Source organism: Chryseobacterium sp. MHB01 (genome assembly GCF_034651565.1).
In the GTDB taxonomy this organism is placed as follows: domain Bacteria; phylum Bacteroidota; class Bacteroidia; order Flavobacteriales; family Weeksellaceae; genus Chryseobacterium; species Chryseobacterium nepalense.
Genome location: NZ_JAYEDA010000008.1, coordinates 134,300 through 159,851, shown reverse-complemented (window position 1 = coordinate 159,851; position 25,552 = coordinate 134,300). Strand labels below are relative to the sequence as shown.

30 protein-coding genes are annotated in these 25,552 nt (G+C 36.3%); 12 read left to right on the top strand and 18 right to left on the bottom strand.

The genetic code is table 11. The features are described from left to right. Positions 1-44: 44 nt before the first annotated feature. Positions 45-410, top strand: a complete 366-nt coding sequence (locus tag U9K52_RS14395; protein ID WP_322927132.1) for an iron chaperone — start codon at positions 45-47, stop codon at positions 408-410. Positions 411-439: 29 nt separating this feature from the next. Here U9K52_RS14395 and U9K52_RS14390 read toward each other — a convergent pair whose 3' ends face one another. The 4 genes from U9K52_RS14390 to U9K52_RS14375 all read right to left on the bottom strand — a co-directional run bounded on the left by U9K52_RS14390 (position 440) and on the right by U9K52_RS14375 (position 2,821). Further along, positions 440-706, bottom strand: coding sequence for a hypothetical protein (locus U9K52_RS14390; RefSeq protein WP_312174274.1), 267 nt, complete (start codon positions 704-706; stop codon positions 440-442). A 182-nt stretch (positions 707-888) separates the two neighbouring features. Beyond that, positions 889-1,236, bottom strand: coding sequence for a hypothetical protein (locus U9K52_RS14385; protein WP_263602014.1), 348 nt, complete (start codon positions 1,234-1,236; stop codon positions 889-891). A gap of 125 nt (positions 1,237-1,361) precedes the next feature. Continuing rightward, entirely contained in the window at positions 1,362-1,850 is a 489-nt protein-coding gene (locus U9K52_RS14380; RefSeq protein ID WP_248389052.1) for a YkgJ family cysteine cluster protein, read from the bottom strand. Then, positions 1,847-2,821, bottom strand: coding sequence for an ion channel (locus U9K52_RS14375; protein ID WP_263602013.1), 975 nt, complete (start codon positions 2,819-2,821; stop codon positions 1,847-1,849). The genes U9K52_RS14380 and U9K52_RS14375 overlap by 4 nt, the downstream gene beginning before the upstream one ends. 152 nt (positions 2,822-2,973) lie before the next feature. Here U9K52_RS14375 and U9K52_RS14370 point away from each other — a divergent pair, with 152 nt between their 5' ends. Beyond that, a complete protein-coding gene (locus tag U9K52_RS14370; protein ID WP_322927131.1) occupies positions 2,974-3,354 on the top strand; it encodes a group III truncated hemoglobin in 381 nt (126 codons plus the stop codon). A 12-nt stretch (positions 3,355-3,366) separates the two neighbouring features. Here the strand turns inward: U9K52_RS14370 and U9K52_RS14365 are convergent, their stop codons facing one another. From U9K52_RS14365 to U9K52_RS14300, 14 genes are all read right to left on the bottom strand, one after another. Further along, positions 3,367-4,437 carry a calcium:proton antiporter gene (locus U9K52_RS14365; RefSeq protein ID WP_263602011.1) on the bottom strand — a complete coding sequence of 357 codons (1,071 nt, stop codon included), beginning with the start codon at positions 4,435-4,437 and terminating at the stop codon, positions 3,367-3,369. Between the two features lie 63 nt (positions 4,438-4,500). Then, complete coding sequence (locus tag U9K52_RS14360) at positions 4,501-4,839, bottom strand: DUF6122 family protein (RefSeq protein WP_322927129.1); 339 nt, start codon at positions 4,837-4,839, stop codon at positions 4,501-4,503. Between the two features lie 9 nt (positions 4,840-4,848). Continuing rightward, on the bottom strand, positions 4,849-6,090 hold the full coding sequence (locus U9K52_RS14355) for a hypothetical protein (protein WP_322927128.1): 1,242 nt from the start codon (positions 6,088-6,090) through the stop codon (positions 4,849-4,851). Continuing rightward, entirely contained in the window at positions 6,090-8,150 is a 2,061-nt protein-coding gene (locus U9K52_RS14350; RefSeq protein WP_322927127.1) for a hypothetical protein, read from the bottom strand. The genes U9K52_RS14355 and U9K52_RS14350 overlap by 1 nt, the downstream gene beginning before the upstream one ends. 15 nt (positions 8,151-8,165) lie before the next feature. Then, positions 8,166-8,834 (bottom strand): hypothetical protein, encoded by a 669-nt coding sequence (locus tag U9K52_RS14345; protein WP_322927126.1) that lies wholly within the window; start codon positions 8,832-8,834, stop codon positions 8,166-8,168. A gap of 16 nt (positions 8,835-8,850) precedes the next feature. After that, a complete protein-coding gene (locus U9K52_RS14340) occupies positions 8,851-9,567 on the bottom strand; it encodes a DNA alkylation repair protein (protein ID WP_263602006.1) in 717 nt (238 codons plus the stop codon). A 2-nt stretch (positions 9,568-9,569) separates the two neighbouring features. Continuing rightward, positions 9,570-10,217, bottom strand: a complete 648-nt coding sequence (locus U9K52_RS14335) for a DUF4919 domain-containing protein (RefSeq protein ID WP_322927125.1) — start codon at positions 10,215-10,217, stop codon at positions 9,570-9,572. Between the two features lie 37 nt (positions 10,218-10,254). Continuing rightward, positions 10,255-11,520, bottom strand: a complete 1,266-nt coding sequence (locus U9K52_RS14330; RefSeq protein ID WP_322927124.1) for a sodium:proton antiporter — start codon at positions 11,518-11,520, stop codon at positions 10,255-10,257. A 29-nt stretch (positions 11,521-11,549) separates the two neighbouring features. Then, a complete protein-coding gene (locus U9K52_RS14325; RefSeq protein WP_322927123.1) occupies positions 11,550-12,182 on the bottom strand; it encodes a DUF4919 domain-containing protein in 633 nt (210 codons plus the stop codon). Beyond that, entirely contained in the window at positions 12,182-13,408 is a 1,227-nt protein-coding gene (hflX, locus tag U9K52_RS14320; protein WP_248389069.1) for a GTPase HflX, read from the bottom strand. Before hflX ends, U9K52_RS14325 begins: the two co-directional genes overlap by 1 nt. Before the next feature lie 321 nt (positions 13,409-13,729). Next, positions 13,730-15,232, bottom strand: coding sequence for a hypothetical protein (locus U9K52_RS14315; RefSeq protein ID WP_322927122.1), 1,503 nt, complete (start codon positions 15,230-15,232; stop codon positions 13,730-13,732). 31 nt (positions 15,233-15,263) lie between these two features. Beyond that, positions 15,264-15,896: a hypothetical protein gene (locus tag U9K52_RS14310; protein WP_322927121.1), complete on the bottom strand. Its 633-nt coding sequence runs from the start codon at positions 15,894-15,896 to the stop codon at positions 15,264-15,266. Between the two features lie 387 nt (positions 15,897-16,283). After that, positions 16,284-18,032: a metallophosphoesterase gene (locus U9K52_RS14305; protein ID WP_322927119.1), complete on the bottom strand. Its 1,749-nt coding sequence runs from the start codon at positions 18,030-18,032 to the stop codon at positions 16,284-16,286. A gap of 112 nt (positions 18,033-18,144) precedes the next feature. Next, complete coding sequence (locus tag U9K52_RS14300; protein ID WP_322927118.1) at positions 18,145-18,906, bottom strand: hypothetical protein; 762 nt, start codon at positions 18,904-18,906, stop codon at positions 18,145-18,147. Between the two features lie 405 nt (positions 18,907-19,311). On the opposite strand from U9K52_RS14300, the gene U9K52_RS14295 reads away from it, so the two are divergent. The 10 genes from U9K52_RS14295 (at position 19,312) to U9K52_RS14250 (ending at position 25,552) form a co-directional block, all read left to right on the top strand. Then, complete coding sequence (locus tag U9K52_RS14295; protein WP_322927117.1) at positions 19,312-19,548, top strand: hypothetical protein; 237 nt, start codon at positions 19,312-19,314, stop codon at positions 19,546-19,548. A 75-nt stretch (positions 19,549-19,623) separates the two neighbouring features. Further along, positions 19,624-21,273 (top strand): hypothetical protein, encoded by a 1,650-nt coding sequence (locus tag U9K52_RS14290; RefSeq protein ID WP_322927116.1) that lies wholly within the window; start codon positions 19,624-19,626, stop codon positions 21,271-21,273. A 15-nt stretch (positions 21,274-21,288) separates the two neighbouring features. Then, positions 21,289-21,954, top strand: coding sequence for a response regulator (locus tag U9K52_RS14285; protein ID WP_248389082.1), 666 nt, complete (start codon positions 21,289-21,291; stop codon positions 21,952-21,954). Between the two features lie 147 nt (positions 21,955-22,101). Beyond that, a complete protein-coding gene (locus U9K52_RS14280) occupies positions 22,102-22,308 on the top strand; it encodes a hypothetical protein (RefSeq protein WP_248389085.1) in 207 nt (68 codons plus the stop codon). A gap of 9 nt (positions 22,309-22,317) precedes the next feature. Next, positions 22,318-22,650 carry a YegP family protein gene (locus U9K52_RS14275; protein ID WP_263601995.1) on the top strand — a complete coding sequence of 111 codons (333 nt, stop codon included), beginning with the start codon at positions 22,318-22,320 and terminating at the stop codon, positions 22,648-22,650. 10 nt (positions 22,651-22,660) lie between these two features. Further along, on the top strand, positions 22,661-23,731 hold the full coding sequence (locus tag U9K52_RS14270; protein WP_248389091.1) for a type I restriction endonuclease: 1,071 nt from the start codon (positions 22,661-22,663) through the stop codon (positions 23,729-23,731). A 7-nt stretch (positions 23,732-23,738) separates the two neighbouring features. After that, on the top strand, positions 23,739-24,269 hold the full coding sequence (locus U9K52_RS14265) for an SH3 domain-containing protein (protein WP_322927115.1): 531 nt from the start codon (positions 23,739-23,741) through the stop codon (positions 24,267-24,269). Position 24,270: 1 nt separating this feature from the next. Continuing rightward, positions 24,271-24,897, top strand: a complete 627-nt coding sequence (locus U9K52_RS14260) for a PH domain-containing protein (RefSeq protein WP_322927114.1) — start codon at positions 24,271-24,273, stop codon at positions 24,895-24,897. A gap of 2 nt (positions 24,898-24,899) precedes the next feature. Then, a complete protein-coding gene (locus U9K52_RS14255) occupies positions 24,900-25,115 on the top strand; it encodes a TM2 domain-containing protein (protein WP_263601991.1) in 216 nt (71 codons plus the stop codon). A 5-nt stretch (positions 25,116-25,120) separates the two neighbouring features. Continuing rightward, complete coding sequence (locus U9K52_RS14250) at positions 25,121-25,552, top strand: DUF6804 family protein (protein ID WP_263601990.1); 432 nt, start codon at positions 25,121-25,123, stop codon at positions 25,550-25,552.

Genomic DNA, 25,552 nt, shown 5'->3' with positions numbered 1-25,552 from the left:
TTTATGTTTCGACAGGAAATTAAGTAAAATTATTACCTTTAAGTATGAAAAACACTTTTGAAAATATCGACGAATACATTCTCTTATTCCCTGAAATAGAGAACAAATTAAAAGAATTACGAAAAATTATTCGTGATCAGGATTCTGAAATTAAAGAATATATTGGTTACCAGATGCCCGCATTCAGATACAGAAACAAGCCTTTGGTTTATTTTGCAGGCTATAAAAAACATATTGGTTTTTATCCCGGAGCGGAAGGAATTAAAAAATTCCTGCCGGAATTTACTATAAAAAAATACAAATTTTCAAAAGGTGCTGTTCAGTTTCCTCTAAGTGAAAAAATTCCTGAAGATCTTATTTGCAGCATTGTACAATTCAGGATGCAGGAGATCAGAAATAAAAAATCCTGAAAAATTTCAGGATTTCTTTATTGCATTATCTACTTATTTTTCTTTTTCATTTTTCTGTCGCCAGTAGTCGCGTCTCGGTTTTTCCAGTTGGCCGTGTCGGTTTTAGATTTATCCCAATTGTTGTTGGAATTATTAGTCCCGTTATTCATTGTACCGGTAGTTCCGTTATTCATGTCCTTGTGTCTGGCAGTATCTGTTTTCATACTATCAGTTGCTGTCTTCTGTGGAGTGGTTTGTGCAGATACTGCGATCGTTCCAAACATTGCTAAAGCTGTTGCTAAAATTAAATTTTTCATAATATAAATGATTTAAAGTGGTGTATAATGTTAAGTACAATAATCGTACAATGTGGTAGACGTAAAAAAAGTTTTAACTTGATTTATAATAATTTAAGACAAATTACATTATAAACAGGTTGAATAAAAATCCTGAAATATAAATTCCAGGATTCCATTTCTACTTTACTAAATTTAAATACTTACTTCGACTTTTTCTTTTTAGATTTCTTTTCTTCTTTAGTCGCTTCATCATTAGGCTTGGTAGCATCCGTATTCGGATCTGCACTTACACTGGCTGAAGCATCAGTCGCAGTGGTTGCTGCTGCTGCATCTGTTGTTGAAGCTGGGTTGGTATTCTGAGTTTGAGTGCTGGCTGCTGAGTTGGCACCCCAGTCTGATGCAGCCTGTGTTCCCTGTTGAGTTTGAGTTGTCGTTTGGTTATTAGGATTTTGGGTTTGAGACGGGTTCTGTTGTGTGGTGTCCGTCTGAGCTGATACTGCGATTACTCCGACTAATGTAAACGCTGCTGTTAAAACTAACTTCTTCATAATAATTAATATTTTATTTATTAAATGGTTGTTTAACTTAAACGTCATCATTTTACCTAATATTATCCCGGAAGTCTTTATTTAACGTACTTTATAATTATTTAAGAATGATTTTGGATTATATGCTATTTTGCCAAATTTTTCATAATTCGTTCCACAAACTCGTATGCAGCAGGGCAAATCAGTGTATTTTTCATGGTAATATTATTGATCTGATAAATTTTTTTACGGTCTGTATGTGGATATTCCCTGCAGGCCTTTGGCCGCACCTCATAAATAGAGCAGGTATTATCACTGTTTAAAAAGAAGCAGGGAAGATGCTGCAGGACTTTATCGTTATCTTCATCTATGCGGAGATATTTAGCTTCAAAATCAGCAGGTTTCATGCGAAGATGCTTTGCTATTCTTTCGATATCTTTTTCCGTATAAAGAGGGCCTGTGGTTTTGCAGCAATTGGCGCACTGAAGACAATCTATACTTTCAAAAACTTCATCATGTGTTTCCTGGACTACATAATCAAGGTTTTTTGGCGGTTTCTTTTTGATTCCGTCGAGAAACTTTTTATGCTCTTTTTGCTTTTGTAAAGCCTGCTTTTTGTATAAGTCTAAATTCATTTATTCTTTTCCTCCTTAAAATCCGGAAGATCCGTTTGTTGATAATGGCTGATTTTATCCAAATCCAGTACCGTTGAGAGATTTTCCTGATCCGGATAATACATTGGGACAAATTTGGCTCCGTACACAATTTCTTCCGAAACATAAGACGTGCGCTGTACTACCGTATTGGAAAATACTTCATCAAATGCACGCACATGAACGATGATTTCAATATCTGTTTTTTTAAAATCCTCGTCAGAAAACCCGAAGAACGGAGAATCCTCATCAATCACATGAACGATTGTCCAGTTCAGCGCCAGCGTATTAATCCTGTTGAGCCTTGTTTTCAGCGTATAAAAATTACTTTTCTTTACACTGTTTTCTATTACTTCAATAGCTGCTGAAACCGTAACGTCAGCATCCGTTAAAGAATTATTTTTATAGGGAGCAAGCCTGAACATCAGCGCTGTTTTGTCCATAAAAGGAGCAATCAGGGCTATATCTGAAAACTTCAGATATGCTCTCGGCCTTGAAAATCTTCCGTAAAAAAGTCCCGTTGCAATGGCAAAGGTAAGCAATCCGAGGAAAGCTTCAAAGGTTGCAACAAGACTCGCCATGAAGCCTACCGGTGCAATTCTTCCGTATCCCACAGTGGTAAAGGTCTGGGAGCTAAAGAAAAAAACGTCGATAAATTCATTTACCGCATCACTTTTATCGATTCCGGTAAGATGTTCTACCCCGATAAGATAATAAATTAAAGCAAAAAATAAATTCACCAGAATATACGCAACAACAAGGTAAGAAAGGAAATTAAAGGTTGACAGCTCCAGCATGGTGTGGTACCAGCTGAACCGGTTGAAAATATTCACGCCTTTCCTTCTGACGTTCGGAAGACCGTCTTTATTGATAAATCTTCCCGATGCATTATCCCCGAAACCACTGTTATCCGTGTTTTTCTGACGAATTTTTTGCCTGAATTCTCTTGCCATGTATGATCATTTTGTTTTTAATTTCATCCAGTTAGCAGAATGCTTATCACTTTCTTTATCTGAACTAACATGCAAAGATAGAATATTGTTTTCATGAAATTTATCAACCTTATTATTAAATTTCAGAATGAATTTTACCTTACTTTTGAATTATGAAAAAGTTAGAATCACGGGAAGATATAGAACATCTTGTCAATTCTTTTTATGCGAAAGTCACTAAGGATGATATGATAGGTTTATTTTTCACCGATATCGCTAAAGTAGACTGGAACAAGCATTTGCCCAAAATGTATTCTTTCTGGGAATCAATATTATTCGGGCAGATGACGTACAAAGGAAATCCTATGGGAGCACATTTTCCTATTAATGAAATACGGGCAATGGAACAAAAACATTTTGACCGCTGGCTTCAGCTTTGGCAAACAACCATTGAAGAAAACTTTGCAGGAGAAAATGCAGATATGGCCCTGTATAAAGCCGAAAATATCGCCAAATTAATGGCGTTCAAAATGGATCTTGCGAGAAGATTGTAAACTCTTACAGACCTAAGGAACAATTACCGTAAAAATATATGCCGCAAGGTTTACCAGCAGTACCGTTCCGTAAAGAATATTCGTCTTGCCGCGGCTTAACGAAAGCATAACGATAAATACTGATAATGAAAGTAAAATAATATCTTTTTTGTCCAGTCCTAAAACCAAAGGAATATCATACATAATACAAACAACGGAAACTGCCGGTATGGTAAGTCCTATACTTGCCAGAGCAGAACCTAAAGCCAAATTAAGACTCGACTGGATCTGATTGCTTCTTGCCGCACGGATAGCAGCAAGACCTTCCGGCAACAAAACAACCGCAGCAATAATAACCCCAACAAGAGATTTTGGAGCCCCTAAACTCTGAACCATATTTTCAATAGTAGAAGAAAGCCCTTTCGCCATTAATACAACTATAGCCAAACAAATCACCAGAAAAATAAAGCTGGATAGTGTTTTCTGAAAAGAAGGAATATAATTTTCCTCTGGATGTTCTTCGGGAACAATAAAGTAATTTCGGTGCCTTACGGTCTGTACCATCAGGAAAATCCCGTAAATGACAAGACAGGCGATTGAAACGAATATCAACTGTGCCTGATTATAAAAAGGTCCGTTAACACTTGAAGTAAAATTCGGAAGAACAAGCGTGAGAATAAGAATTGACACAATGCTTACCAGGTAGGTTGTTGCTGATGTCCTGGCAAAAAACTGTTCATAATATTTTACTCCACCCACCAGTATACAGATACCTAAAATCCCGTTGAGAATAAGCATTACAGCGGCAAATACAGTATCCCGGGCCAGGGTAATGGCCTGATCACCGCCGGCAACCATAAGAGAAATAATAAGTGCTACTTCAAGTATCGTAATACATAGTGCGAGTATAATCGTTCCGAAAGGCTCTCCTACTTTATGGGCCACAACTTCTGCATGGTGAACAGCAGAAATCACGCTTCCCGTTAATAGAATACCGGCAATTACATCAAAAACAATTCCGGTACCCATAAGGCCGGAAAAATAATATCCAACGGCAAGGATGGGAAAAATGTAAGTATAATGTAAAAGTTCTTTTATTTTCATAGCGTCTACAAAATACAAAAAATCTATGGCTTTTGAAATATTAAAAGAAAATATTAATGTTATTTAATGACTCCAGCAATAAAAATCCTGAAGGTCTGTCAGCATATGAAACAATAAACCAATTGCAACAATTCTGATATTTCCTTTGAAGAACAGCATCAAAAAATACACCGTAATGGCATAATAAGAATGTAAAAAATGAAATCCAACACTTGCACGATCCGGATCGAAAACAGGATCTGCAAAAAGATGATCCAGATCGACGAGCATGGTGGCCAAAAGAATAAGATAGGTCTTCTTCCATGTTTTGCGGTAAAAAATCAAAGCAATGAATACCGGAAACACAAAATGCAGAAAGTAATGCACAAAAGTCCTGACCAAAGCAATATCTAAATTTCCCATTTGTAAACATTAATTGTTCTGCCATCTCAGCATCAGGGGCAGATCTTCTTTTTTAAATTGTAATCTTACATAATATTCCTGTCCTTTATTTCCGTAAAAAATAGAGCTGAGATCCGAAATTATATTTCTTTCTTTTCGGTTTAATGATTTCAGCTTCGAAAACAGTAATGTATTATTTCTGATAAAAATATAATTTGCATTGAGCCTGCGAGCAGTATTAAACTTATTTTTTGTTGAATATATTTCAAGACCGTCAGGCTTTTCCTCAATGATATTCGGCTGAAACGGAATGGCTGTAAACTGATTCTGCGCATTAACCCACTTTTTATTCTGAAAATGTTGTAATGCTTTTTCAGGGATGGGAGTTTTTAATGAAATAACATAATCAGGCTGTATGATTTTCTGAATGGTTTTCTTTTCAGTTTCATTAAAATCATCGTCGTAAGTATACGTGATGATGGTATCATTTACCTGCTTCAGGACAGCTGTTGCTTTCAATGAACTGATCTGCACAGAATCTGAAATACTTCTATTAAATACTGAAGTAATACTTTCAATATTATCCTTATTTAACTCTGCATCAATAAAGTAGTTATTTTCTTCAATTTTAGAAATAACTGATGAAAAATCTTCTTTTTGTCCGTTACTGATTTCAATATTATCCGAATTTAGATGTACAGGAAAATTCCTTATTTTATTGTTAGAAATAAATGAAATACTTCCCAGCGATCCATCAATAAACTGATCTGAGCTGAAATTTGTTCTTTGTGAAAATTCCTGAAATAATGGTTTTATATTTTCAAAAGCAGAATCGGAAGTTCCGGCAATACAATAAGTGCCTTCTATTTTGATAAAAAAATAACCTTTCCGAAACAAATCATTTCCTTTTTGTGAAAAATCATTTTGCTTTAAATAAGTAAGAAATGTTGATTTGTCTTTAAGCTCCAGAATACAATACCAATCTGAAAAGCCTGTTTTTTCCAGGTGGAAGATCTGTAAAAAATCGGGAATCTTCACTCCCGAATCTTTTACCGACATTCCTTTTTTGTCTTTTGTTTTTGATTGGAACCACTCCGATGGATGTCCCAGAAAACTTAACAGATACTGCCTCGTTGCCTTTTTAACATCAAGTAAAACAACAGCATCTGCATTACGAGGAATATATTTTAATTCTTTATCGGTACGATAAAGGATAAAGTATCCGCAAACGAGCAGAATCAGCAATACAAAAGCTGCTAACTTTGTTTTCATTACAGAACAGGCTGTTTTTTATCAGCTTCATGCTGTTTATACAGTTCATCAAAAAGATCGAAGAAGTACATCAGGCTGTTTTCCGAAGATCCTTTAATTGAATAATCGATTTCCGTCCGGATCGTATTTCCTTTAGATTCCGATTTAAAATAAATATCGCCCACATTCTTTCTCACCGTATCCAGCATTTTTCTTTCGGAGCCGCTCTTGAATTCCTTTTCCAGACCGGTCAACAGCTTCTGAACATCCAATCTCCCAGAAGCCGGATATTTTGTGGAGTCTTTCATCCAGTTTTTGGATTTTTGCCCTTGATTTTCAATATTTAATCCGTTTTCAGAGGTCATAACATATACAATTCCGTCTTTAACAGTAAAGAAAAGTTCATCCATATATCCGGAATTTTTATCTTCTTTGAAAGAATACAGGTTCCCTTTTTTAGAAAAGTTTTTTGAAGTGTTTTTATTGGCAGCAAGCAGATTGAAAATACGATTCCAATATCCTTCATTTTCAGTAGCAAAAGCGAAAATAAAATCCGGAACCACAACTTCCTTCGTTTTCTTTATTTCTTTTTCATTATAGTCGTTATCATATTCATAATCAGTATACTCTACCGTTTTGGATTTTAGTTCATTAAGTACAAAAATTCCGTTTCCGGGTGCAATTTTGGAAATTGCCTCTTCATCCAGCACGATTTTGACTGTTTCCATAATCAGTTCGGTTTCTTTCTGATATTTGGAATCCCCCGCATTTTTCATCAGCGCATACATCATGTCGAAATATTTGCTTCCATCTACGTTAATTGCATAATAACCAATACTTTTATCATTGATAAGGCGGGCAAGCTTCTTATTTTTACTCCCTTTATAGATTTCTGAAACACTTTTCTGAACCTCAGGATTTTTGTGCTGATAATTATTAACCAACCTTACCTGATCTTTATCAAAATAAAGATTATACGACGAATTGGAGTTATAAGCAGAGTTGATAAGACTGCCGAATTCGTACATCTTCATCATTCTGCCATAAATGCCATTATTAACGAGGCTTCCGTAGTCTGTATAAACAAAAACATCCGATGCGGCATCCCTGGAAGCCGTCATTTCAGAAGGGACATCCAGCTCGAGATCAGAGTTGAAATACTGATCGAAAGATTCTTCCACAAGCTTTCTGTGCATTTTGAATTTTTCCGCTTTTAATGAGTCCCTTTCTTTTTTAAAATCATCGTATTCAGGAATTTGAAGATCTTCCATATCCTCTTCCGGTCCAGGCAAAGGCTCTACTTCTACAATGGGCTCCTCATATTTTTTATCCGTTGAACCCTTCTTTTCTTCAGGGTATTTGTGATGTTTTTCCAGGTATTTGACATCTTTCTGTATCTTTTCTATTTCAGCCGTATTTTCTTTGATGCTTTCTTTTAAATATTTAATATCATCTTTCAGATATTGTATTTCTTCCTTATAATCGAAGGGCTTTTCCGGTGTATCTGCATAGACACTATCTACAGCTACACTGTCTACAACAGCAGCAGCTACACTATCTATAACTGCTGCAGCACTATCTGCAACAGCTGTTTCATCCCATTTATCTTTATAAGGCTTATCGTAGCTTATCATCTTAAGAACAGCACGGCTGCCATTCCAGGCTACAAAAATATCGTCATCCAGGCTTACATAAGAATAATTCTGTTTACGGGAATTTTCCAGTCCTTTTTTCTTAATGGAATTGACGAATTCCTGAAACTTTTCTTTGTTATCAAGGATAAAATGTGCCGTGTAAGCTTTTACAGAATCATTAAAAGAAGCATAATGATATTGTGGAGCATCATATTTAATTCCTGTTTTGGAATAATCGGTCCATGAAAGTTTTGCTTTATTTTTTTTGGTTACCTCCTGCAGGATGGGGTTAAATTTTGCCCAGTTGATTTTTTTATCCAATTGTTTTCCATTGATTTCCATATAGAAAAGCACGTCTGCAGGCAATTTCATGTGCTGCTGTGCAAAAGCAAGTGAAAAACAAAACAATAAAAGAGTCACCTGTGTTTTTTGTAGTATAGAATTCATGGTGTTTAATTATAGTTATTGAAAGAGAATTGTATTTTGCAATGGTTTTTTCTGAAGAATAAGATCGGTAATATTGGCTTCCATCTTCACCGCCTTTCGGTTAGGAGAAAGTGAATACGCTGTATTCGACTGAGATTTTACGGCATTTTCAAACTGCAGTACGGAAATGTAGCGTGCATCATTGAAAATCTCCCGGTCTGCCTTGCTCATTTTATCATAATCACTTTTGAAAGTGTTTACTTTATTCCTGACAAATATTTTCTTAGCAAGATTTTGATTATAGATCTGTGTAGGAATCATTTTACCGATAATGTTTCTGGCTTTCAGCTGTTCCAGGCCTGCATTAATATTTTCAATCTCACTGAAATTACAGCTTAATTTTATGATGTAATTATCAAAATCCATGGACGTTTTTACATTGGAAATTCCAGGCGTTGATTTAAAAATTTTAGCAGCTTCGTTGACTTTCGCTTCAATTTCAGGCCTCTTCGGAACTTTTCTTCCGTTAATCGTTTCCATTTTTGAGATGGAAGCCAGTCTTGTTTTGCTTTTACTTGCATTCAGGATCAATGTATATTCGCCACTTCCGTCTGCTTTTACATTTACTTTGTCTAAAATATCAAAGCAGCTTGTGAGGATTAGCAAAGGCAAAGTCACAATGAGTATCTTTAAAATATTTTTCATTGATTGGTTTATTTATTTAAATTCTTCCTTTCAGATAATCTTGCCGAAGTGGCTCATCCAACTTCTCAATGGCATATCTAAGGCAGGTTCTTGGCATCTGCTGATAATATTTATTTAAATACAGGATCAGCTCCTGCTTATTTTTCTGTCCCATTTCTCTAAGCATCCATCCGTTTGCCTTATGCATCAGATCGTGTGTATGGCTTAAATTCTGTGTGACAAATTCTTTCGTAAGGTCGAAAAAACCTTTTTTAATATAATACAATGTTCCTACAACTGCCATTCTTTTGTGCCACATTTCCTGAGAACCGGAAAGCGTTCTTAAAATGTCTTCTTTCTGATATTCAAAACAATATCTGCCCAGGATTTTATAACAGCTTGAATCTACAAGATCCCAGTTATTAATGTATTGCAGATGGTTCAGATAAAATGCTATAATTTCATTTTTTGTGTTTTCATCTCTTGATTTTTCAAATTTTAAAACCAGTATCAGCAAGGCCGTAAGACGGTGTTCATGATAACCGGAGGAAAGCAGTTTGCTAAGATCCGTGAAAGAGATCTGAGTATAGTATTCTTTAGCAACGGACCGCTGATCCGGAACGGTTACTCCCAAAAACAAATCTCCTTCACCATACTCCCCTTTCCCTGTTTTAAAAAATTTCGGGAAAAATTCTGCTTTTTCAGGAATCGCAAGATCATTTAAGGCTTCCAGAATCTGATGATAAGTTTCCATTATTAAAAATTAAGACATCCCACACATTTAACAACTAAGCTGGCTCCTCTGTTAGAATATTCTGTCATCATTGAACTTTTATCTGTTTTCAGATCCTTTTGTTTAAAATCTCTTCCCATCATAATAATGGGTTTGGCAAAGGTCATCATATCCCCTAATGTAATAACACAGATTGGCGAATTTTCGTTTTGCCCGGTACCGCTTTCATCAATTATTTTAATAATTGTATTATTTTGCAGTATACACAGTTCTTCTTTTGCCTTTTCTCCGGCGGCATGATAAATATTTACCATAGAAGCCAGGATTTCTCTATTCAATGGATTCTTATAGTAGGCTGCTTCAGCAGCTGGAAGTACTTTTTGAGCTTTTCCATTTGACAATCCTTTTCTCGAAGCAATTTTCCAGATCTCATCGTAATCTTTATTATAATCTGCCATACTGTATTCTGCCTCTACAAAACGGCTTCCATAATACATTTGATTCCTTTCTTCCTGAGTCAGTTTCGAAGGATCTTGTTTAAAAATTTCTAAATATTTATAAAAATATTCCTGTGGATTTTCAACTGCATTTTTTTTAATTTCCTCAACATTAATTTGAGCAAAGCTAAATTTGAACGTTAATAAAATTAATATTATAATAATTTTTTTCATCTTCTTTATTGAATAACAATTATCTAGCTCTGGTTATTTAAGTAATACTTTCAAGCTCTTCCTCTTCTTTGGCAATTTTGTTCGGATTTGCAACTTTACCAATAGTAAGTCCCTGAACAACAATAGAAAAAACGACCACACAATATGTAATACTTAAAACAGCAGTACTGTAATCATTCTTCGGAATGGAAAGTGCCAAAGCGATGGAAACTCCACCCCTGATTCCTCCCCACACCAAAACTTTTACGGTTTGCGGACTAAAAGTTCTTTTCATAAATTTTGTCGGGCCATAAATGGAAACGAGTCTTGCTATTAATACAACAACAATAGCTGCAATTCCCGGAATCACAAAATGACTTAAATCCTTGATTACCAATAGCTCAAACCCTATAAAAAGGAACAGCACGGCGTTCAGAATTTCATCAATTAATTCCCAAAATTTGATCAGATAATCCTGGGTAATGGATTTCATTTTAAATTTAACATTAAAATTACCCATAAATAATCCCGCAGCAACCATTGTTAAAGGTCCTGAAATATGCATCTGCCGGGCGATAAGATATCCACCCATCACGACAGAAAGAGTTACCAGTACGGAAATAATATAATCATCCACTTCACGCATAAGTCGGGACGTTACCCATCCCAATATCACACCCAGCAATAATCCGCCTCCGGCTTCCTTAAGCAAAAGCAGCCCGATACTTTCTACACCAAGATCTACTTCATTCCCGATGGCCAGCTGCAGAACGACCGTAAAAACGACAACAGCCATACCATCATTAAATAAAGATTCTCCTGCCACTTTCGTTTCGAGAGATTTTGACACATTGGCTTGTTTCAGAATACTCAAAACCGCTACAGGATCGGTGGGTGAAATAAGCGCTCCAAAAAGCAGGCAGTAAATGAACGGAAGCTCTATCCCCAGAAACGGAAGAATATAGAACATCCCGAAGCCTACTACAAATGTAGATATAACCACGCCTAATGTCGAAAATATAAGCACAGGGCGCAGCTGTTCTTTAAGATCGTCTATGTTGATATGGATTCCCCCTGCAAAAAGAAGGAAATTCAACATGGCTCCCATGAGCACTTCTGTAAAATCGATGCTGCTCATCAGATTATGAAGATGCCCGAAAGTTCTGGGCAGCACAGTTTCCCCGAAAGAAACCAAAAATATGGAGACTACAATAGCGATTACCATAATTCCGATAGTACTCGGAAGTTTAAGGAACCTGTAATTAAGGTATGCAAAAATAGATGCTAAAACGATTAAAGCTGAAAATGAATAATATAACTCCACTAAGCTGTTATTTTAATTTAAATTTTTTGTTAGAAATCAATATAAAGGACCTTTATGTAAACGGCATTGTCGCCCTTACTCCAGATGTCGAACATTCCACCTTTTCCTGGTTTTGAGACCCTCGTATAGTCCTGACCGAGATTCAGAATATTTAGCAGGATATATTCATCCCCCACTGAATTGACCACATATGCCGTTTTTTCAGATTTCCCGTTACCGGAACTTCTGATTGCATCCGTAAGCGTACGAAACTGACTGAGATGATGCATAAAATTGTTTCCGTCTTTTTTAGAATCATACGCCCTCAATAAGATCAGGAGAACATCAAGATTAGTAGGATCTCTTTCATAAAGGACTTTTCCCTTTTTTATACATTCATCAAAATCTCCGTTTTTAAAGGCTTCCGCAAGAGCTTTAAAATCTTCTTCTGTGGTGGAAACAAGATTACTTCCGAAATTTCTTCCGTAATACAGGTGCTGCGATTCTATCGTATCGAGAGATTTAGGATAGGCTTTATACTTGAAAATCAGCTTCTCATAATTGTATGTAGACTTTTCATTTTTAAGATCTTTCCCGATCGTTTTCAGATCAATTGCTGTTTTCTGTCCAAAGCTGAAAACCGAAAACAGCAGGCATAATAGCAAAAGGTGATGTTTTATCATTATTCAGGATTATTTTCTTCCTCGTCGTTATCAAAATATTCGAAAAGGAAATCATTGTATGGAAACCTTGATATATGGATTTTCATGACCTCATCATAGATCATCTTTTTCATTTCAGGGAAATTCTCTTTTGTAAGCGCCGAAATAAATACAGTAGGATATTTTGATTTTGCCATCCATGTGTTTTTCCATTCTTCCAGGGAAATATTTTTTCTTGTGGAAGGAGTAAGGTCGTCCTCATCTTTTTTCTCATAGCTAAAATCATCGATCTTGTTAAAAATCATGATCATCGGTTTTTGATGTGCATTGATTTCCATTAAAATCTGATTCACGGAATCAATATGATCTTCAAAGCTTTCATGAGAAATATCTACCACATGAATCAGAAGATCTGCTTCACGCACTTCATCCAGTGTTGATTTGAACGATTCAACAAGTTGTGTCGGAAGTTTCCTGATAAACCCTACGGTATCGGTAAGCAAAAACGGAAGATTCCCAATCACAACTTTCCTTACGGTAGTATCTAGTGTGGCAAATAATTTATTTTCAGCAAAAACCTCGGATTTTGAAAGCGCATTCATCAAAGTTGATTTTCCTACGTTGGTATATCCTACCAATGCTACGCGCACTACCTTTCCCCTGTTGTTTCTTTGGGTTGCCATTTGCTTATCGATGGTTTTCAGCTTATCTTTTAACAAGGAAATTCTGTCCCGGATAATCCGTCTGTCGGTTTCAATCTCTGTTTCTCCCGGACCTCTCATCCCAATTCCTCCCTTCTGACGTTCAAGGTGGGTCCACATTCTGGTTAATCGTGGCAAAAGGTATTGATATTGTGCTAACTCTACCTGAGTTCTTGCGTATGATGTGGTCGCGCGTTGGGCAAAAATATCAAGAATCAGATTGGTTCTGTCCAAGATTTTTACTTCCATTTCCCTTTCCAGGTTTTTAAGCTGTGATGGAGAAAGTTCATCATCAAAGATGACGGTTCCTATTTCATGTTCTTTTACATAATCTCTGATTTCCTGAGCTTTGCCGCTTCCTATAAATGTTTTGGAATCCGGCTGCGTTAATTTTTGGGTAAAGCGTCTGTCTACAGTAGCTCCTGCGGTATACGCCAAAAACTCCAGCTCATCCATGTATTCCTGAAGTTTATCCTCATCCTGATGCTGCGTAACAACACCTACCAATACGGCTTTCTCGTAATTGTGTTCTTTCTTTTCTAGCATTAAATTCTGTCTGTATTTGTGAGATTTACAAGATACCATTTTTAGTTAAAAAAACCAAGATGAATTTTCGTGGTATTTATTGCTGATTAATGTAATGTAATTTAATTAAATTACATTAATATAAGAGCAGGCTGTCAAAAACAGCCTGCTCAATTGTCACCTGGAAGAGTGTTAAATACTTAGAGTTTTAGATCTCTGCAAACCAGGTGATCAGAATTATCAAGGTTACGTTAATAATTTAAATATTCTTAGAAATTGATTAAATAATTAACAATCCGCTTAATTTAAAGCTTTAACCATGAATTTTATGGCATTTTACACTTATTCTAATTTTTCAATAAATATGGTAATGCTTGAAGTGACAGCAGGGAAATCTCCGGAAGCCGAAAACGAAGGATATCCTACAAAGGAAACTCTGTAGATTTCATTACGGCCAAAAAGACTTATGTAATTGACCGCAGAATCTCTGTTTCCCGGATTGAAATTATCTGAAAAGTTTGTCCAGACATCAGCTTTAGCATCTCTTAATGCAAAAGAAGCAGAATCATTGTCTCCTGTTCCTGCTTTTTGCATCCAGACAGAAGCCCGGTCACTAAAACCATTAATTCGGAATTGTGGGGTTGCTACCGAGCCCGTTCCATTATATCTTACAGAAATATTCCCAATTGTTGTAATAGAAGTGGTAGGTGTACTTGCATTAATCGGTACGGTTTTACGTACATAAATTAGATTCGAAAAGTTACTATTTTGCCCTATAGAAACGCTACAGTTTGTTCCGAGAAAAGAGATAGGAACAGGAATGCTTGTTGGTGAAGTAAAATTGGGAACTCCGGACACAGAATATGAAATGGTTCCGTTTCCATAATTTAAGCTTCCGGGATTTAATGTGAAAGTAAGTCCATTTTGTGTAAAAGAAGGCACAGCAGTATATGACCCACCATTCCCTCCTGAATAAGGCACCGTTAATGTTCCGCTATACGATACACCTGAAACAAAAGTTAATGGAAATATACTTGCTCCGCTACAGTTTAGTGCAGCAACGGAAGGAGCTACTGTAGTATCATTATTTAAGGATCTCCATTCTGTACCGTTCCAGAATACAAATCCTTTGTAAGTAAGTAAACCCGCACCGGTATTGTAAACCATTAATCCAATGGCCGGAGAAGGAATCGTAACCTGATCATTAACGCTTGTAAGGGCCACTCTCGGAACAAGTATTCCTTTATTGGAAGCTGTGAGATCCAGCAACGCACTGTTGTTGGGCGTATCGGTTCCTATTCCTACCGATCCGTTATCTTTGGCAACAAAATCTGTTCCCGCGGCTCTGGCCGTTCCGTCAGCATTGGATGCCAGTTTTACGCTGTTGGTAGCAGTATCGTTTACCCATGCGTCATTGGTTGTATCTGTACCTGCATTTCCCATAGGCCTCCATTGTCCTCCTTTTATGTTCTTATTTATAGCACCATTAGGGTTGTAAAAATAATAAAAGCCCGGGGAAACGGCGGTGGAAGTAGATGGACGGTTACCCGTGGTCAGAGTATTACCGGTAGAACGGTTGTATACGATCATCCCGTCAAAGTACGTACGAAAGGTTACTCCGTCTGCCTTCGAAAGAATAAACTCAAAATTGACAAGATCTACACTGGGAATTACAATTCCTTTACTCCTATTATTCGTTTCCCCCGCCTCTGCACTATAATTTGTGCTTGCGTCCAGAATTACATTTGTTTCAGTAATGGACGGTGACGGTACACTGTTGGTAAGTATCTGTGATTTTGCTGCAACTGCAAAAAAAGCAGTTGTAAGTATAAATATTTTTTTCATTCCTTGTTTTGTTTATATGTTATGTAGTAATTTAATAAGACCCCCTCAACCAGCCATTTCCTCCCCATATAAATACCGCTCCGCGAGTATTTTGTAGCGTGTAGTCAACAGTTACAGAAAGATCATCGATATATCTTATATCAAAATTGTTTCCGCTATTGTTCTGTATGTAAAGAACCTTTCCAAGATCTGTTGCTGTAAGAGCTGTAAGATTAAATCTGGGTGACGGCGCCGAGGTAATAATCGAAAGGGTATTTATTGATTTTGTGATATCTGACGCCACAAGGCTACCGTAAGACGCGCCCACTCTTTTTATAAGACTACTGCTTGCTATGTTGGATGCATCTACCCCTATTTTTTGCCAGACGCTGCCATCAAAATAATAATATCCTTGCGAAGAGATATTTGCTGTTTTGGCACTTGGTGTGGTAACTGCCGCAGTAGCATAAATAATAGCACCTGTCTGTGCTGCTTTATACTGGCCATCTCCCGCCTGGATCTGGTCTCCCGTTAACCGTGGGGCAATAATTCCCTGCGGGCTGCTCCCATCGGTAGCTTTTGCCGTAATATCCAAGGTTGCCTGGGGAGAAGTATTATTAATACCTACCTGTGCACAAATTGAAAGGCTGAATAAAAAACCAGCCAAAATCATAATTTTTTTCATGTCTTGTTGTGTTTATAAAAAGGTTTTTAATTAATATTAAAGTATAAATGATAATTTTAACACAAAGGGAAGAACCAAATCCATGTTTATAGATCGAGCATGATCAATATCTTAAGAATTATTTGAAACTTATCTTTTTATACTGATGTATAAATTATGTTATCAATAATGGATCTCTGAAGTTTAACGATTGTGAAGAGAAATTTATTTTCATACAGTGCAAACATGCACGTACTAGCAATCGAACAGGAAGCTGTAACGTTTTCATCATAAGTGTTTTAATTGTTTTTAAAATTGCCTGTTAAGACTTTGTGCAAATATAATAAAATTATAACGGCATACAATAATTCTAACACAAAGTGATTTTTTTATTTTCAAATTCCCTTATTACAAGCGGATTACAGCATTCTTTTTAAGATTGATTTCAAAATGATCTGCAGGATCTCCGCTGGAAAGAAGTGACATAATTTTAAAAATTTTTTTAAAATTTATAAGCAGGGGATTTTGGCCTTTATATATTGAAAATATTTTTTCAAGAATCTTATATTGCTGAAGCCTCTCCCGGGACATATCTTTTTTTGCAAGTTCATCTGCTGATTGAAATTTATATAAATCCAGAAGAAGATCTTCCGTTTTCCATTGTCTGAACGCTTCCGTATCGATCTCACTTTTTTTTAAGTCTTCATTATTTTGTATTAACAGAAGAATATCCTTACCGCTAAAATTTCTTGTCCTTTCTATAAAGTCTTTCGGCCAATCGTCCGGAATCATTCTCAATCGCACAAGTTCCTTAAGATGAAAAAGCATAAAATCGTGGTAAGACACAGATTTCAGGATATCTTTATTCCAGATTGTTCTATCTGCCGATTCCTGCAAAGTATTGTATTCTTTTTCATACAGCGGAAATAGCTCATTAAAGCGCGGAACATCATTTAAAACTTCTGTATGAATTTCCATTAAATCAGGAGAATGTATGGTAAGTATTTTATAAGCAGGAATGTAAGCCGCCAGTGACGGAACCTGAATGTTTACCAGCATTTTGCCGTTAATAGTCCGTATTCCCGTGTCATTGATATGCATATGACCTGCAAAATGAATTTGCAGACCTGCTTCTGCAAATACTTTCGCCACCTCTTCATCAGGCACCCTTTCCATCTGCCATTTTTTTTCACCTAACAGGCTCTTTATTTCCTGAGTTGCGCCATCATTGAAATCAATCATGGGATAATGGGTAAATGCAATGACGGTTTTACCATTTTTTTTCGCCTCGGCCATTGTTCTTTTGACCCAGTCAATCAGATGCTTTTTGTGAGTGAGTACATTATTATAACCGATACTTGCGCCTTTGTAATTTTCCGGATCTTTCGAACTCCCGTTTAAATTCCGGGGAATATATGTATTTCCATCAATGGCCATCAGCCAGACTCCTTTTAACGGCTCTGTAACATAACTGAGATCAGGAACGGAAAAATTTTGTGCTACGTTGTACATCCTTTTGGTATAAGCTGCATTTTGCAAGGCTTTTTCGTAGGAATAGTCTTTGGAAGAATATGGTGTAAATGGTGTGCTCCAGAACAAGTCCTGTTTTTTAGGGTAAAACCCGAAATCTTTGAGCTCATCCAGAATTTCCAGGTAGCCTGATTCTGCAATATCCCGGGTGATGATTTTATGATCTGTTTTTCCGATATTTTCTTTGCTATAAATACCAAGTTGATTACCATTCTCCCCCAGAAAATCATCTTTTCCTCCTTCCTGCCGGAACGGACCCACCGGATCGTGGTTGCCTGTTGTAAGGTAAAACTCGATCCCGAATTTTTCATGATATTCGTCCAGAATTTTATGCAGCCCGCGTAGATTATAAGCCTGTCCGTCGTCCGAAAAATCACCGGGCATGGCTACAATTTTAATTCCTTTTTTGGCAATATCATCTAAAGCTTTCAGGAATGCAAAATAGTTTTCATTAAAAATCCGCGTAGAATGCAGCTGAGCATCCATGGTCCTGAGAATCGTTGGCTTACCGGTTTTCGGATTGACGATTCCTTTAAAATCATTATCGGAAAAGCTTCCGTACAGATCCTGAAAATGAATATCCGAGAGAAAGGCAATCTGCACCGGCTTCTGCTGCGCCGAAAACATTGAAAAAACAAATATTAAAAACGAGAAAATTCCTTTACACATCTTAAAAAGACGAAGGTAAAGGAATATTTCAGCAAGGTGTTTAATGGAGTTTTAAATAATTGTGAAGAAATTATTCGCCTCCATACGTTTCTATGATATATTCAGTTGCTTCTTTTAAGGTCTTACCGTTTTCCGGATTTCTCCCAAAGCTTGTAAAAAACTCTACTTCATTGTTGCTTTTATCGTACCAGACTTTGTGTAAAGCATTATCTACTGTGAGTGTGTCGGGTCTGTTAATTTTTTTGAGATATAAAAAATCTTCTTTATCCATTGGAATCACTTCAACCTGTGGACCTAAACTACTACTGTCTGTTGCCATATAACAGTCTTTATCCCAGTACATAAATGGTTTGTTTGTAGCGGGAGGATTTGAATTTGAAATAATTCCTAAAATGTTTGGATTCTTGGGATTAGAAAAAACGACACCACCTGTAGCAAGAAGTAAAACAAAGGTCATTTCAAGAATTCCCATTCCGTTTTTCTTGATGAAATCAGGCAGTACAATTGTAGGAGTTACAGTAATAAATATTTGCTGAAACTTTTCAGATAAACTTAAAGAGAAAGTTTCCGCGTTACTATCTCCTACGTCAACTCTACTGCAAAAATCATCATAATTGTCATAACCAACATATTTACTTAAATAAAGTAATGTTAGATCATCAATATTATAATCTGTGTTTTCTTCTACTAAACTTTTATAGTACCGTGTATAGGATCGCTCGTCTCTGGAGAAACTGTAACGCTCTTCAAAAAGTGAACTTAAATAGCTCGAAATAGAACTTTTGCTTCCTTTAGGAAGTTCTTTTTTTGCTGTTTCGAATACAGTTTTCACTAAAAATCTTTTCTTCTCATACATAAAGTTTCAGGGTTTAATTATTTGCTGTCCAAATTAGACAAAAAACCGAACAAATTGTTTACGGTTTACCGTAATAATCAAACATTTACTCACTTTTCATTGTCCATCGCCTGTCCACTGATTTAGATATTTCCGTCAGATATTTGTAAAAGAAAATCAGGGATAAAAAAAATAAAATAAGAAATACAAAACCTGATTTCAAAATCACCAGATAAAACGGAAGAAAACTCCGGGTTGGGAAGCAGATGTTTCTCTTCCGTTTTAGAAGGTTCACTTCCCAAAAAATTTAAGAAGCGCTTCGAAATTTTTACGTGTAACACTGTCTGCGATCAGTTTCGCAGAAAAGAACACGAATGCTTTAACAATTAAATTTTTTGACACATGTTACAATTCATATTAATGCTATTAGGTTTAGCATTCGGACACCATAATGCCCATACAGCAAAATGCAACGACGATAATAACGGACAACCAATCACGCAATATTCTCCCACTGATGGAACAGACCCAGGTACAGGAACTGATCCGGGAACGGGAGTAGATCCGGACGGACCGGGTAACGGCGGAAGTACAGGAGGCAATACAGGACAAAATCCACCTCCACTTGTAAAACCATAATTATGTGGTATAGAGCAGATTGTTTAATCTGCTCTTTTTTATTACTTTGCAAAATAAAACTACAATCATACGACCATGAAAAACTATTTTTTATTCATTCTTCTCAACTTGCTGTTTTCCTGTAATAAAGAAACATCAAATATTCAGAATGATGATATTGCCATTAGTTATTATAAAAAAGCTAAATCGTTAAGCGGAGATTCTGCTTACTACTATTATAACTTAGCAAAGAATGCCTATTTAGATATCAAAGATTCTTCAGGCGTCGGAAGATCATTGGTCAATATGGCTATTATTCAACAAGAAAATGGTGACTATTATGGAAGTATTGAAACATCCCTTGAGGGCAACAGATACCTCAAAAATGTTAATGACACTATAGTTAGAGCGACGTTAGGTTCAAGCTATAATAATATGGGAATCAGCTCATCATATCTCTATGACTTTGATAATGCTATAAAATTTTATACCGAAGCATTAAAATACGCGAAAACTCCTGCTGACGTTACTCTATATCACAATAATTTAGGCGATGCATTGGTATCATTAAATGAATATAAGGCAGCTGAACACAATTTTATTATAGCTCTTAAAACGACAGACAAACTAAGCTATGCAAGAGCATTAAATAATCTTGCACGAGCAAGATTTACTGACAATTCACAATATAATCCCCTACCAGAACTTTATAAAGCTTTACAAATAAGAGAAGAGAATAAAGATTTGCCCGGACAAAATTCAAGTTATGCTACCCTATCTAATTACTTTTTAGACAAAGACAAAGAAAAAGCATTAGAATATGCTAAAAAAATGCTGGCTGTAGCAACTCAAAGTCAGAGTGAAGAAGATCAGCTGCAGGCTCTTCAGAAAATAATTAATCTGGATAGTAAAAACTATCTGAAATATTTTAAGCAATTTCAAATACTAAACGACAGCTTACAGATTTCAAAAACAAAATCCAAAAATCAGTTTGCTATTGTACGATATGAAGTTAAGCAACAAAATGACAGGTATCAAAAACTTGTAGAAGATAATAGATTTGATAGGATAAAAAGAAATTTCGCAATTAGTATTCTCATAATTATTTTAATCGTCGGTATTTTTTGGTATAGGAAAAGAAAAATACGCCTCCAACAAGAAAAAGAGCTCGAAATCAAAAACACGCAGCTCAAACTCTCTAAAAAAGTGCATGATGTAGTGGCGAACGGTATCTATCAGGTGATGACGAAAATTGAAAATCAGGAACATTTCGATAAAGTAAAAGCCCTGGACGAGCTGGAATTCGTGTATGAAAAGTCGAGAGATATTTCTTACGAAAAAAGTGATGATTCAACTGAAGATAAAAACTTCAGCGAGAAAATATCGGAGCTGATCGGTTCTTTTAAAAATGAATCTGTTAATACCTACATTGCCGGAAACGAGAAAAGCCTTTGGGAAAATATAAGCAAGAATACAGAGGGCGAGGTATATCAGATCATCCGTGAACTTCTTGTGAATATGAGAAAGCACAGCGGCGCAAGCATCGTTTCTTTCAGGTTTGAAAAAAAAGAAGATGTGATCAGCATAAGCTATTCGGACAACGGAATCGGAATTTCTGGTGATGTATTATATAAAAATGGCCTCTCTTCTACGGTTTCCCGTATAGAAAGTATTCATGGAGCAATTATTTTTGACACGAAAACTGAAAAGGGACTGAAGATCAATATCTCATTTCCTGTTTCTTAAAAAAAACTAAAAACAATGTTCAAAAAAATTTTAATTGCGGAAGACCATGAAAGCATCAATATTTCCGTACAGAAAACGTTGGAGGATCTCAATATTCCGAATGTAGACTACGTATATTATTGTGATGATGCGTTGGCAAAAATTCAGAAATCCATACGCGAACAACAGCCTTACGACCTTTTGATCACGGATCTTTATTATGAAGAAGATCATCATCCCCAACAGATCAAAGACGGAAGAGAGCTAATCGAAAAAATCAGGGAAATTCAGCCTTCATTAAAGATCATCGTATTTTCTGCCGAACACAAATCAGGAATTATTGATTCTCTTTTTAAAGATTATCACATCAACGGTTATGTCCGTAAAGCACGAAATGATTCCAAGGAGCTGAAAAAATCCATCGCTTCAGTGTATATCAATGAAAATTATTTGTCGCTTGATCTGAAGCAGGATGTTAAAAAGTTGAACAGTTATGAGTTTTCCGCATATGATATTGCACTGGTTTCGCTTCTTTCAAAAGGAATTCTCCAAAAAAACATTCCGACACACCTTCAGGAAAAAAATATTAAACCCAACAGCCTGAGCAGCGTTGAGAAAAAACTTAACGGTCTGAAGGAAGACCTGGAAGTCACCAGCAATGAGCAGCTCGTAGCCTTTTGTAAGGATATCGGGATTATTTAAATCATTTTTTTGTATCCATTTTTAATGAAGTCTTTCAATTTTTTTGAAAGGCTTTTTCTTTTTTTTCCGGTTTTACGGATTCCCGTAAGGTTTGGTTTTGAAAGGGTTATACTTTTGGAATGTTAAACAAATAAATACATTATTATCATGAAAAAGTATTACGTCAACAAAAAAGCACAAAGTAATGGTGATCATGAAGTGCATCATGAAAATTGCACCTTTCTTCCTTCTTTAGAAAACAGAAAATATCTCGGCCTATTTTCATCTTGTGATGATGCTGTTAAAGAAGCAAAGAAAGATTATTCAAAAGCAAACGGTTGTTATTACTGTTCAACATCCTGTCATACAAGCTAAAATATAACCATGGGAAAATTTATTATCACTCAGAGAATCAACAAAGAGTATCAGTTTAACCTAAAAGCCGGAAACGGTGAAATTATTTTGACTAGCGAAGGCTATGTTCAGAAAGCGTCCTGCCAGAAAGGAATTGAATCGGTAAAAGTAAATTCTCAGGATGATTCCAAATATGACCGAAGAGTGGCCGTGAACGGAAAAGATTATTTTGTTCTGAAAGCAAGGAATGGCGAGATTATCGGAAAAAGCCAGCTGTATTCCTCGAAATCAGGAATGGAAAACGGAATTGCTTCTGTAAAATTCAATGCTCCCACCGCAGCTATTGTAGATGAAACCCTTTAATACTAATTCTATGGATCTTAAAATTAAACTTGAACAGCTTCATCAGAAAGTGATCGGTCTGAAAGATCAGATCGGAACTGAAGAAGCTACAAAAAATGCTTTCGTCATGCCTTTCATACAGATATTAGGGTATGATATTTTTAATCCGACAGAAGTTGTGCCCGAACACGTGTGCGATATCGGAACCAAAAAAGGAGAAAAAGTTGATTACGTAATCCGCAACAATGATGAGCCGATTTTCATTATAGAATGCAAACACTGGAAAGAAAGCGCCGACGCTCACAATTCTCAACTGCACAGGTATTATCACGTTTCCAAAACAAGATTTGGTGTATTGACCAACGGAATTGTTTACAACTTCTATACGGATCTTGAAAAACCCAATATCATGGATGAAAAGCCTTTTTTCACGATTAATATTGAAGATCTGAAAGACAGCTCCATCAAAATCCTGGAGAAGTTTACCAAAAAAGATTATAACCTGGAAAGTATTCTGGATTCTGCTGAAGCTTTAAAATACATCAAAGCCATCAGGAAAGAATTTGAAAAAGAAATTGAAAATCCTACCGATGAAATGGTAAAACTCTTGGTCGGTCGTTTTTTCGAAAAACCATTAACCGCCAACAGAATGGTTTCTTTTAAGGAATATGCAAAAAAAGCACTGGCGACATCAATTAATGAATCCATCAGTTTCCGTTTGAAATCGGCATTGAGCATTAATGAGCAGATTGAGAAAAAAGAAGAAGAGGTAAAAACTTCCCAGCCGATTGACAGCAATAACGATTCTAAAATTGTAACCACAGAAGAAGAGCTGGAAGGCTTTCAGATTGTAAAAGCAATCTTAAGAGAAAAAATTCCTTCTTCGCGCATTGCGTACAGAGATACCCTCTCCTATTTCGGGATTTTACTGGATGACAACAACCGAAAGCCGCTGTGCAGGCTGCATTTCAACACAACAAACAAATATCTGGAAACATTCCATAACGGAAAGGAAGCAGGGGAAAAGATTTTACTGAATACTCTTGATGAGATTTATAACTACAGAAATCAGTTACATCAAACTTTGGAAAATTATAATTAATAGAACCATGAAAAAACTAATACCCTTCATCATACTCACATTCAGTTTATTTCTATTGCATTGCTGTGTAAAAGCGAATGACAGCATAGGACACGACGGACGTTGTACAGGCTCTGCCTATTGTACAGCATGCACCAATTGTTCAAGATGTGGACATTGCGGAAGCGGCGGGACCTGCGGCATCTGCAGCGGAAGCTCTTCAGGCAGAAGTACATCTTCCGGAACTCACAAAAAAAGTAAGCCTAAAAAACACAAAACTTCAAGCTACCATACCTCCTCAAAAAATAATTCAGATAAGGTTCCAAAAGTTGAACTGAATGTCAATGTCAATTCCAACAACAGATATCTCGCAGGAACTGGAGTTGTAAACATCTATGAAAAAGCGTCATCAAAATCTAAAATAGTAGCCACCGTTACTAAAAATGCCAAACTGATTCAGCTGTCAAAACAAGGACAATGGTACAAAGTTCAGGTGAAACCGAGTGGAAAGAAAGGGTTTGTTTATTATAAAGATGTAAAATTATCACAAACAAAATAACATGAATTTAAAGAATTTTTTAAATGAAGAGCAGGATCCTCAAGCTGTTGAAAAGCTTTTAGGAAGAATAAAAAGCCTGCTCACCTCACAGGAAAGCGTAGAATATATTGCGGTTCAGAAAAAGCCGGTTATCAATTTATCACCTGACTGTATTGCACTTACCAACAGAAGAATTATTTTCTGCAGACCAAAAAACTTCGGCTTATCTATGGATTTCCAGGATTATAATTGGGTAGATGTTGCAGATTGCCATATCAAAGAAGGCATAATAGGCTCAACATTTATTATGAAAACGGTAAGCAGCCATGTCAATATGATGGATTACCTTCCTAAAAATCAGGCAAGAAGGTTGTATCAGTTTGCACAGGAGGTGGAGGAAAGAATGCGTGGTGTAAGAAGAGAAAAAAATCTTGAAACACTGAGAGCCTCTGCCGGAGGAGTTACTGTAAACAATGCAACGCCCATTATTGCACAGCCTCAACAGTTCCAGCACGAGCAAAAACCATTACTCATTGAGAATGAAGATCCTTTTGCGGTTCTTCAAAAGCTGAAAGGATTAGTGGAAAGCGGGATTATTTCTCCCGAAGAGTTTGAAGTAAAAAAGAACGAAATCTTATCAAGAGTTTAAGTATGAAATCAAAATCTACCACCGTATTACTTGCTTTTTTCCTTGGAGGATTAGGCATTCACAGATTTTACCTGGGACAGAATGGTATGGGAATACTTTATCTGGTGTTTTGCTGGACTTTTATTCCTGCAGTAATTTCACTGATTGATTTCTTCTCTTTCCTTTTTATGTCTGAACATCGTTTTAATTATAAATATAATCTGCACACAGGATTTTAAAAATTATGAAACCATTTCTCACTTTCTGTGCGTTATGTTGTTTCATCGGTATTTTCAGGCTTCCCATAGAGTATTATACTTTCCTCAGAATTCTCGTTTTTGTTGCCGCGTTACTCGTTCTATACGTAACCTTACACGCTAAGCAACATTATTTCAGCATCATTTTTCTTGTTGTCCTTATCGTTTTCAACCCCATTTTTCCCATTTATCTGTTCCGGAAAAGCTTGTGGATTCCTATCGATACGGTTACGGGAATATTATTTCTGCTGATCACTTTCGTGGATAAACTGAAACTGAAAATTGAAGACACCAATACCGAAGAAACCACCGCTCACCCTACCAACTTCAGGGTTCCTTCGCGGGACCGAATTATTAATCCCAAACAACCAAAAGAAGAACAACCTCATGGAAAACAGTCAGATAACGGAAAATCTTAA

What these genes read in the sequence shown, in the direction of transcription:
- U9K52_RS14250 (WP_263601990.1), top strand. Translation starts at nt 25,121, where the DNA reads ATGAAACCATTTCTCACTTTCTGTGCGTTATGTTGTTTCATCGGTATT.
- U9K52_RS14260 (WP_322927114.1), top strand. Translation starts at nt 24,271, where the DNA reads ATGAATTTAAAGAATTTTTTAAATGAAGAGCAGGATCCTCAAGCTGTT.
- U9K52_RS14305 (WP_322927119.1), bottom strand. Translation starts at nt 18,032, where the DNA reads ATGTTTTCGGCGCAGCAGAAGCCGGTGCAGATTGCCTTTCTCTCGGAT.
- U9K52_RS14265 (WP_322927115.1), top strand. Translation starts at nt 23,739, where the DNA reads ATGAAAAAACTAATACCCTTCATCATACTCACATTCAGTTTATTTCTA.
- U9K52_RS14390 (WP_312174274.1), bottom strand. Translation starts at nt 706, where the DNA reads ATGAAAAATTTAATTTTAGCAACAGCTTTAGCAATGTTTGGAACGATC.
- U9K52_RS14325 (WP_322927123.1), bottom strand. Translation starts at nt 12,182, where the DNA reads ATGATAAAACATCACCTTTTGCTATTATGCCTGCTGTTTTCGGTTTTC.
- U9K52_RS14370 (WP_322927131.1), top strand. Translation starts at nt 2,974, where the DNA reads ATGAAAAAGTTAGAATCACGGGAAGATATAGAACATCTTGTCAATTCT.
- U9K52_RS14365 (WP_263602011.1), bottom strand. Translation starts at nt 4,437, where the DNA reads ATGAAAATAAAAGAACTTTTACATTATACTTACATTTTTCCCATCCTT.
- U9K52_RS14335 (WP_322927125.1), bottom strand. Translation starts at nt 10,217, where the DNA reads ATGAAAAAAATTATTATAATATTAATTTTATTAACGTTCAAATTTAGC.
- U9K52_RS14315 (WP_322927122.1), bottom strand. Translation starts at nt 15,232, where the DNA reads ATGAAAAAAATATTTATACTTACAACTGCTTTTTTTGCAGTTGCAGCA.
- U9K52_RS14345 (WP_322927126.1), bottom strand. Translation starts at nt 8,834, where the DNA reads ATGAAAAATATTTTAAAGATACTCATTGTGACTTTGCCTTTGCTAATC.
- U9K52_RS14350 (WP_322927127.1), bottom strand. Translation starts at nt 8,150, where the DNA reads ATGAATTCTATACTACAAAAAACACAGGTGACTCTTTTATTGTTTTGT.
- U9K52_RS14280 (WP_248389085.1), top strand. Translation starts at nt 22,102, where the DNA reads ATGAAAAAGTATTACGTCAACAAAAAAGCACAAAGTAATGGTGATCAT.
- U9K52_RS14255 (WP_263601991.1), top strand. Translation starts at nt 24,900, where the DNA reads ATGAAATCAAAATCTACCACCGTATTACTTGCTTTTTTCCTTGGAGGA.
- U9K52_RS14380 (WP_248389052.1), bottom strand. Translation starts at nt 1,850, where the DNA reads ATGAATTTAGACTTATACAAAAAGCAGGCTTTACAAAAGCAAAAAGAG.
- U9K52_RS14395 (WP_322927132.1), top strand. Translation starts at nt 45, where the DNA reads ATGAAAAACACTTTTGAAAATATCGACGAATACATTCTCTTATTCCCT.
- U9K52_RS14385 (WP_263602014.1), bottom strand. Translation starts at nt 1,236, where the DNA reads ATGAAGAAGTTAGTTTTAACAGCAGCGTTTACATTAGTCGGAGTAATC.
- hflX (WP_248389069.1), bottom strand. Translation starts at nt 13,408, where the DNA reads ATGCTAGAAAAGAAAGAACACAATTACGAGAAAGCCGTATTGGTAGGT.
- U9K52_RS14340 (WP_263602006.1), bottom strand. Translation starts at nt 9,567, where the DNA reads ATGGAAACTTATCATCAGATTCTGGAAGCCTTAAATGATCTTGCGATT.
- U9K52_RS14310 (WP_322927121.1), bottom strand. Translation starts at nt 15,896, where the DNA reads ATGAAAAAAATTATGATTTTGGCTGGTTTTTTATTCAGCCTTTCAATT.
- U9K52_RS14375 (WP_263602013.1), bottom strand. Translation starts at nt 2,821, where the DNA reads ATGGCAAGAGAATTCAGGCAAAAAATTCGTCAGAAAAACACGGATAAC.
- U9K52_RS14295 (WP_322927117.1), top strand. Translation starts at nt 19,312, where the DNA reads ATGTTACAATTCATATTAATGCTATTAGGTTTAGCATTCGGACACCAT.
- U9K52_RS14290 (WP_322927116.1), top strand. Translation starts at nt 19,624, where the DNA reads ATGAAAAACTATTTTTTATTCATTCTTCTCAACTTGCTGTTTTCCTGT.
- U9K52_RS14275 (WP_263601995.1), top strand. Translation starts at nt 22,318, where the DNA reads ATGGGAAAATTTATTATCACTCAGAGAATCAACAAAGAGTATCAGTTT.
- U9K52_RS14355 (WP_322927128.1), bottom strand. Translation starts at nt 6,090, where the DNA reads ATGAAAACAAAGTTAGCAGCTTTTGTATTGCTGATTCTGCTCGTTTGC.
- U9K52_RS14270 (WP_248389091.1), top strand. Translation starts at nt 22,661, where the DNA reads ATGGATCTTAAAATTAAACTTGAACAGCTTCATCAGAAAGTGATCGGT.
- U9K52_RS14285 (WP_248389082.1), top strand. Translation starts at nt 21,289, where the DNA reads ATGTTCAAAAAAATTTTAATTGCGGAAGACCATGAAAGCATCAATATT.
- U9K52_RS14360 (WP_322927129.1), bottom strand. Translation starts at nt 4,839, where the DNA reads ATGGGAAATTTAGATATTGCTTTGGTCAGGACTTTTGTGCATTACTTT.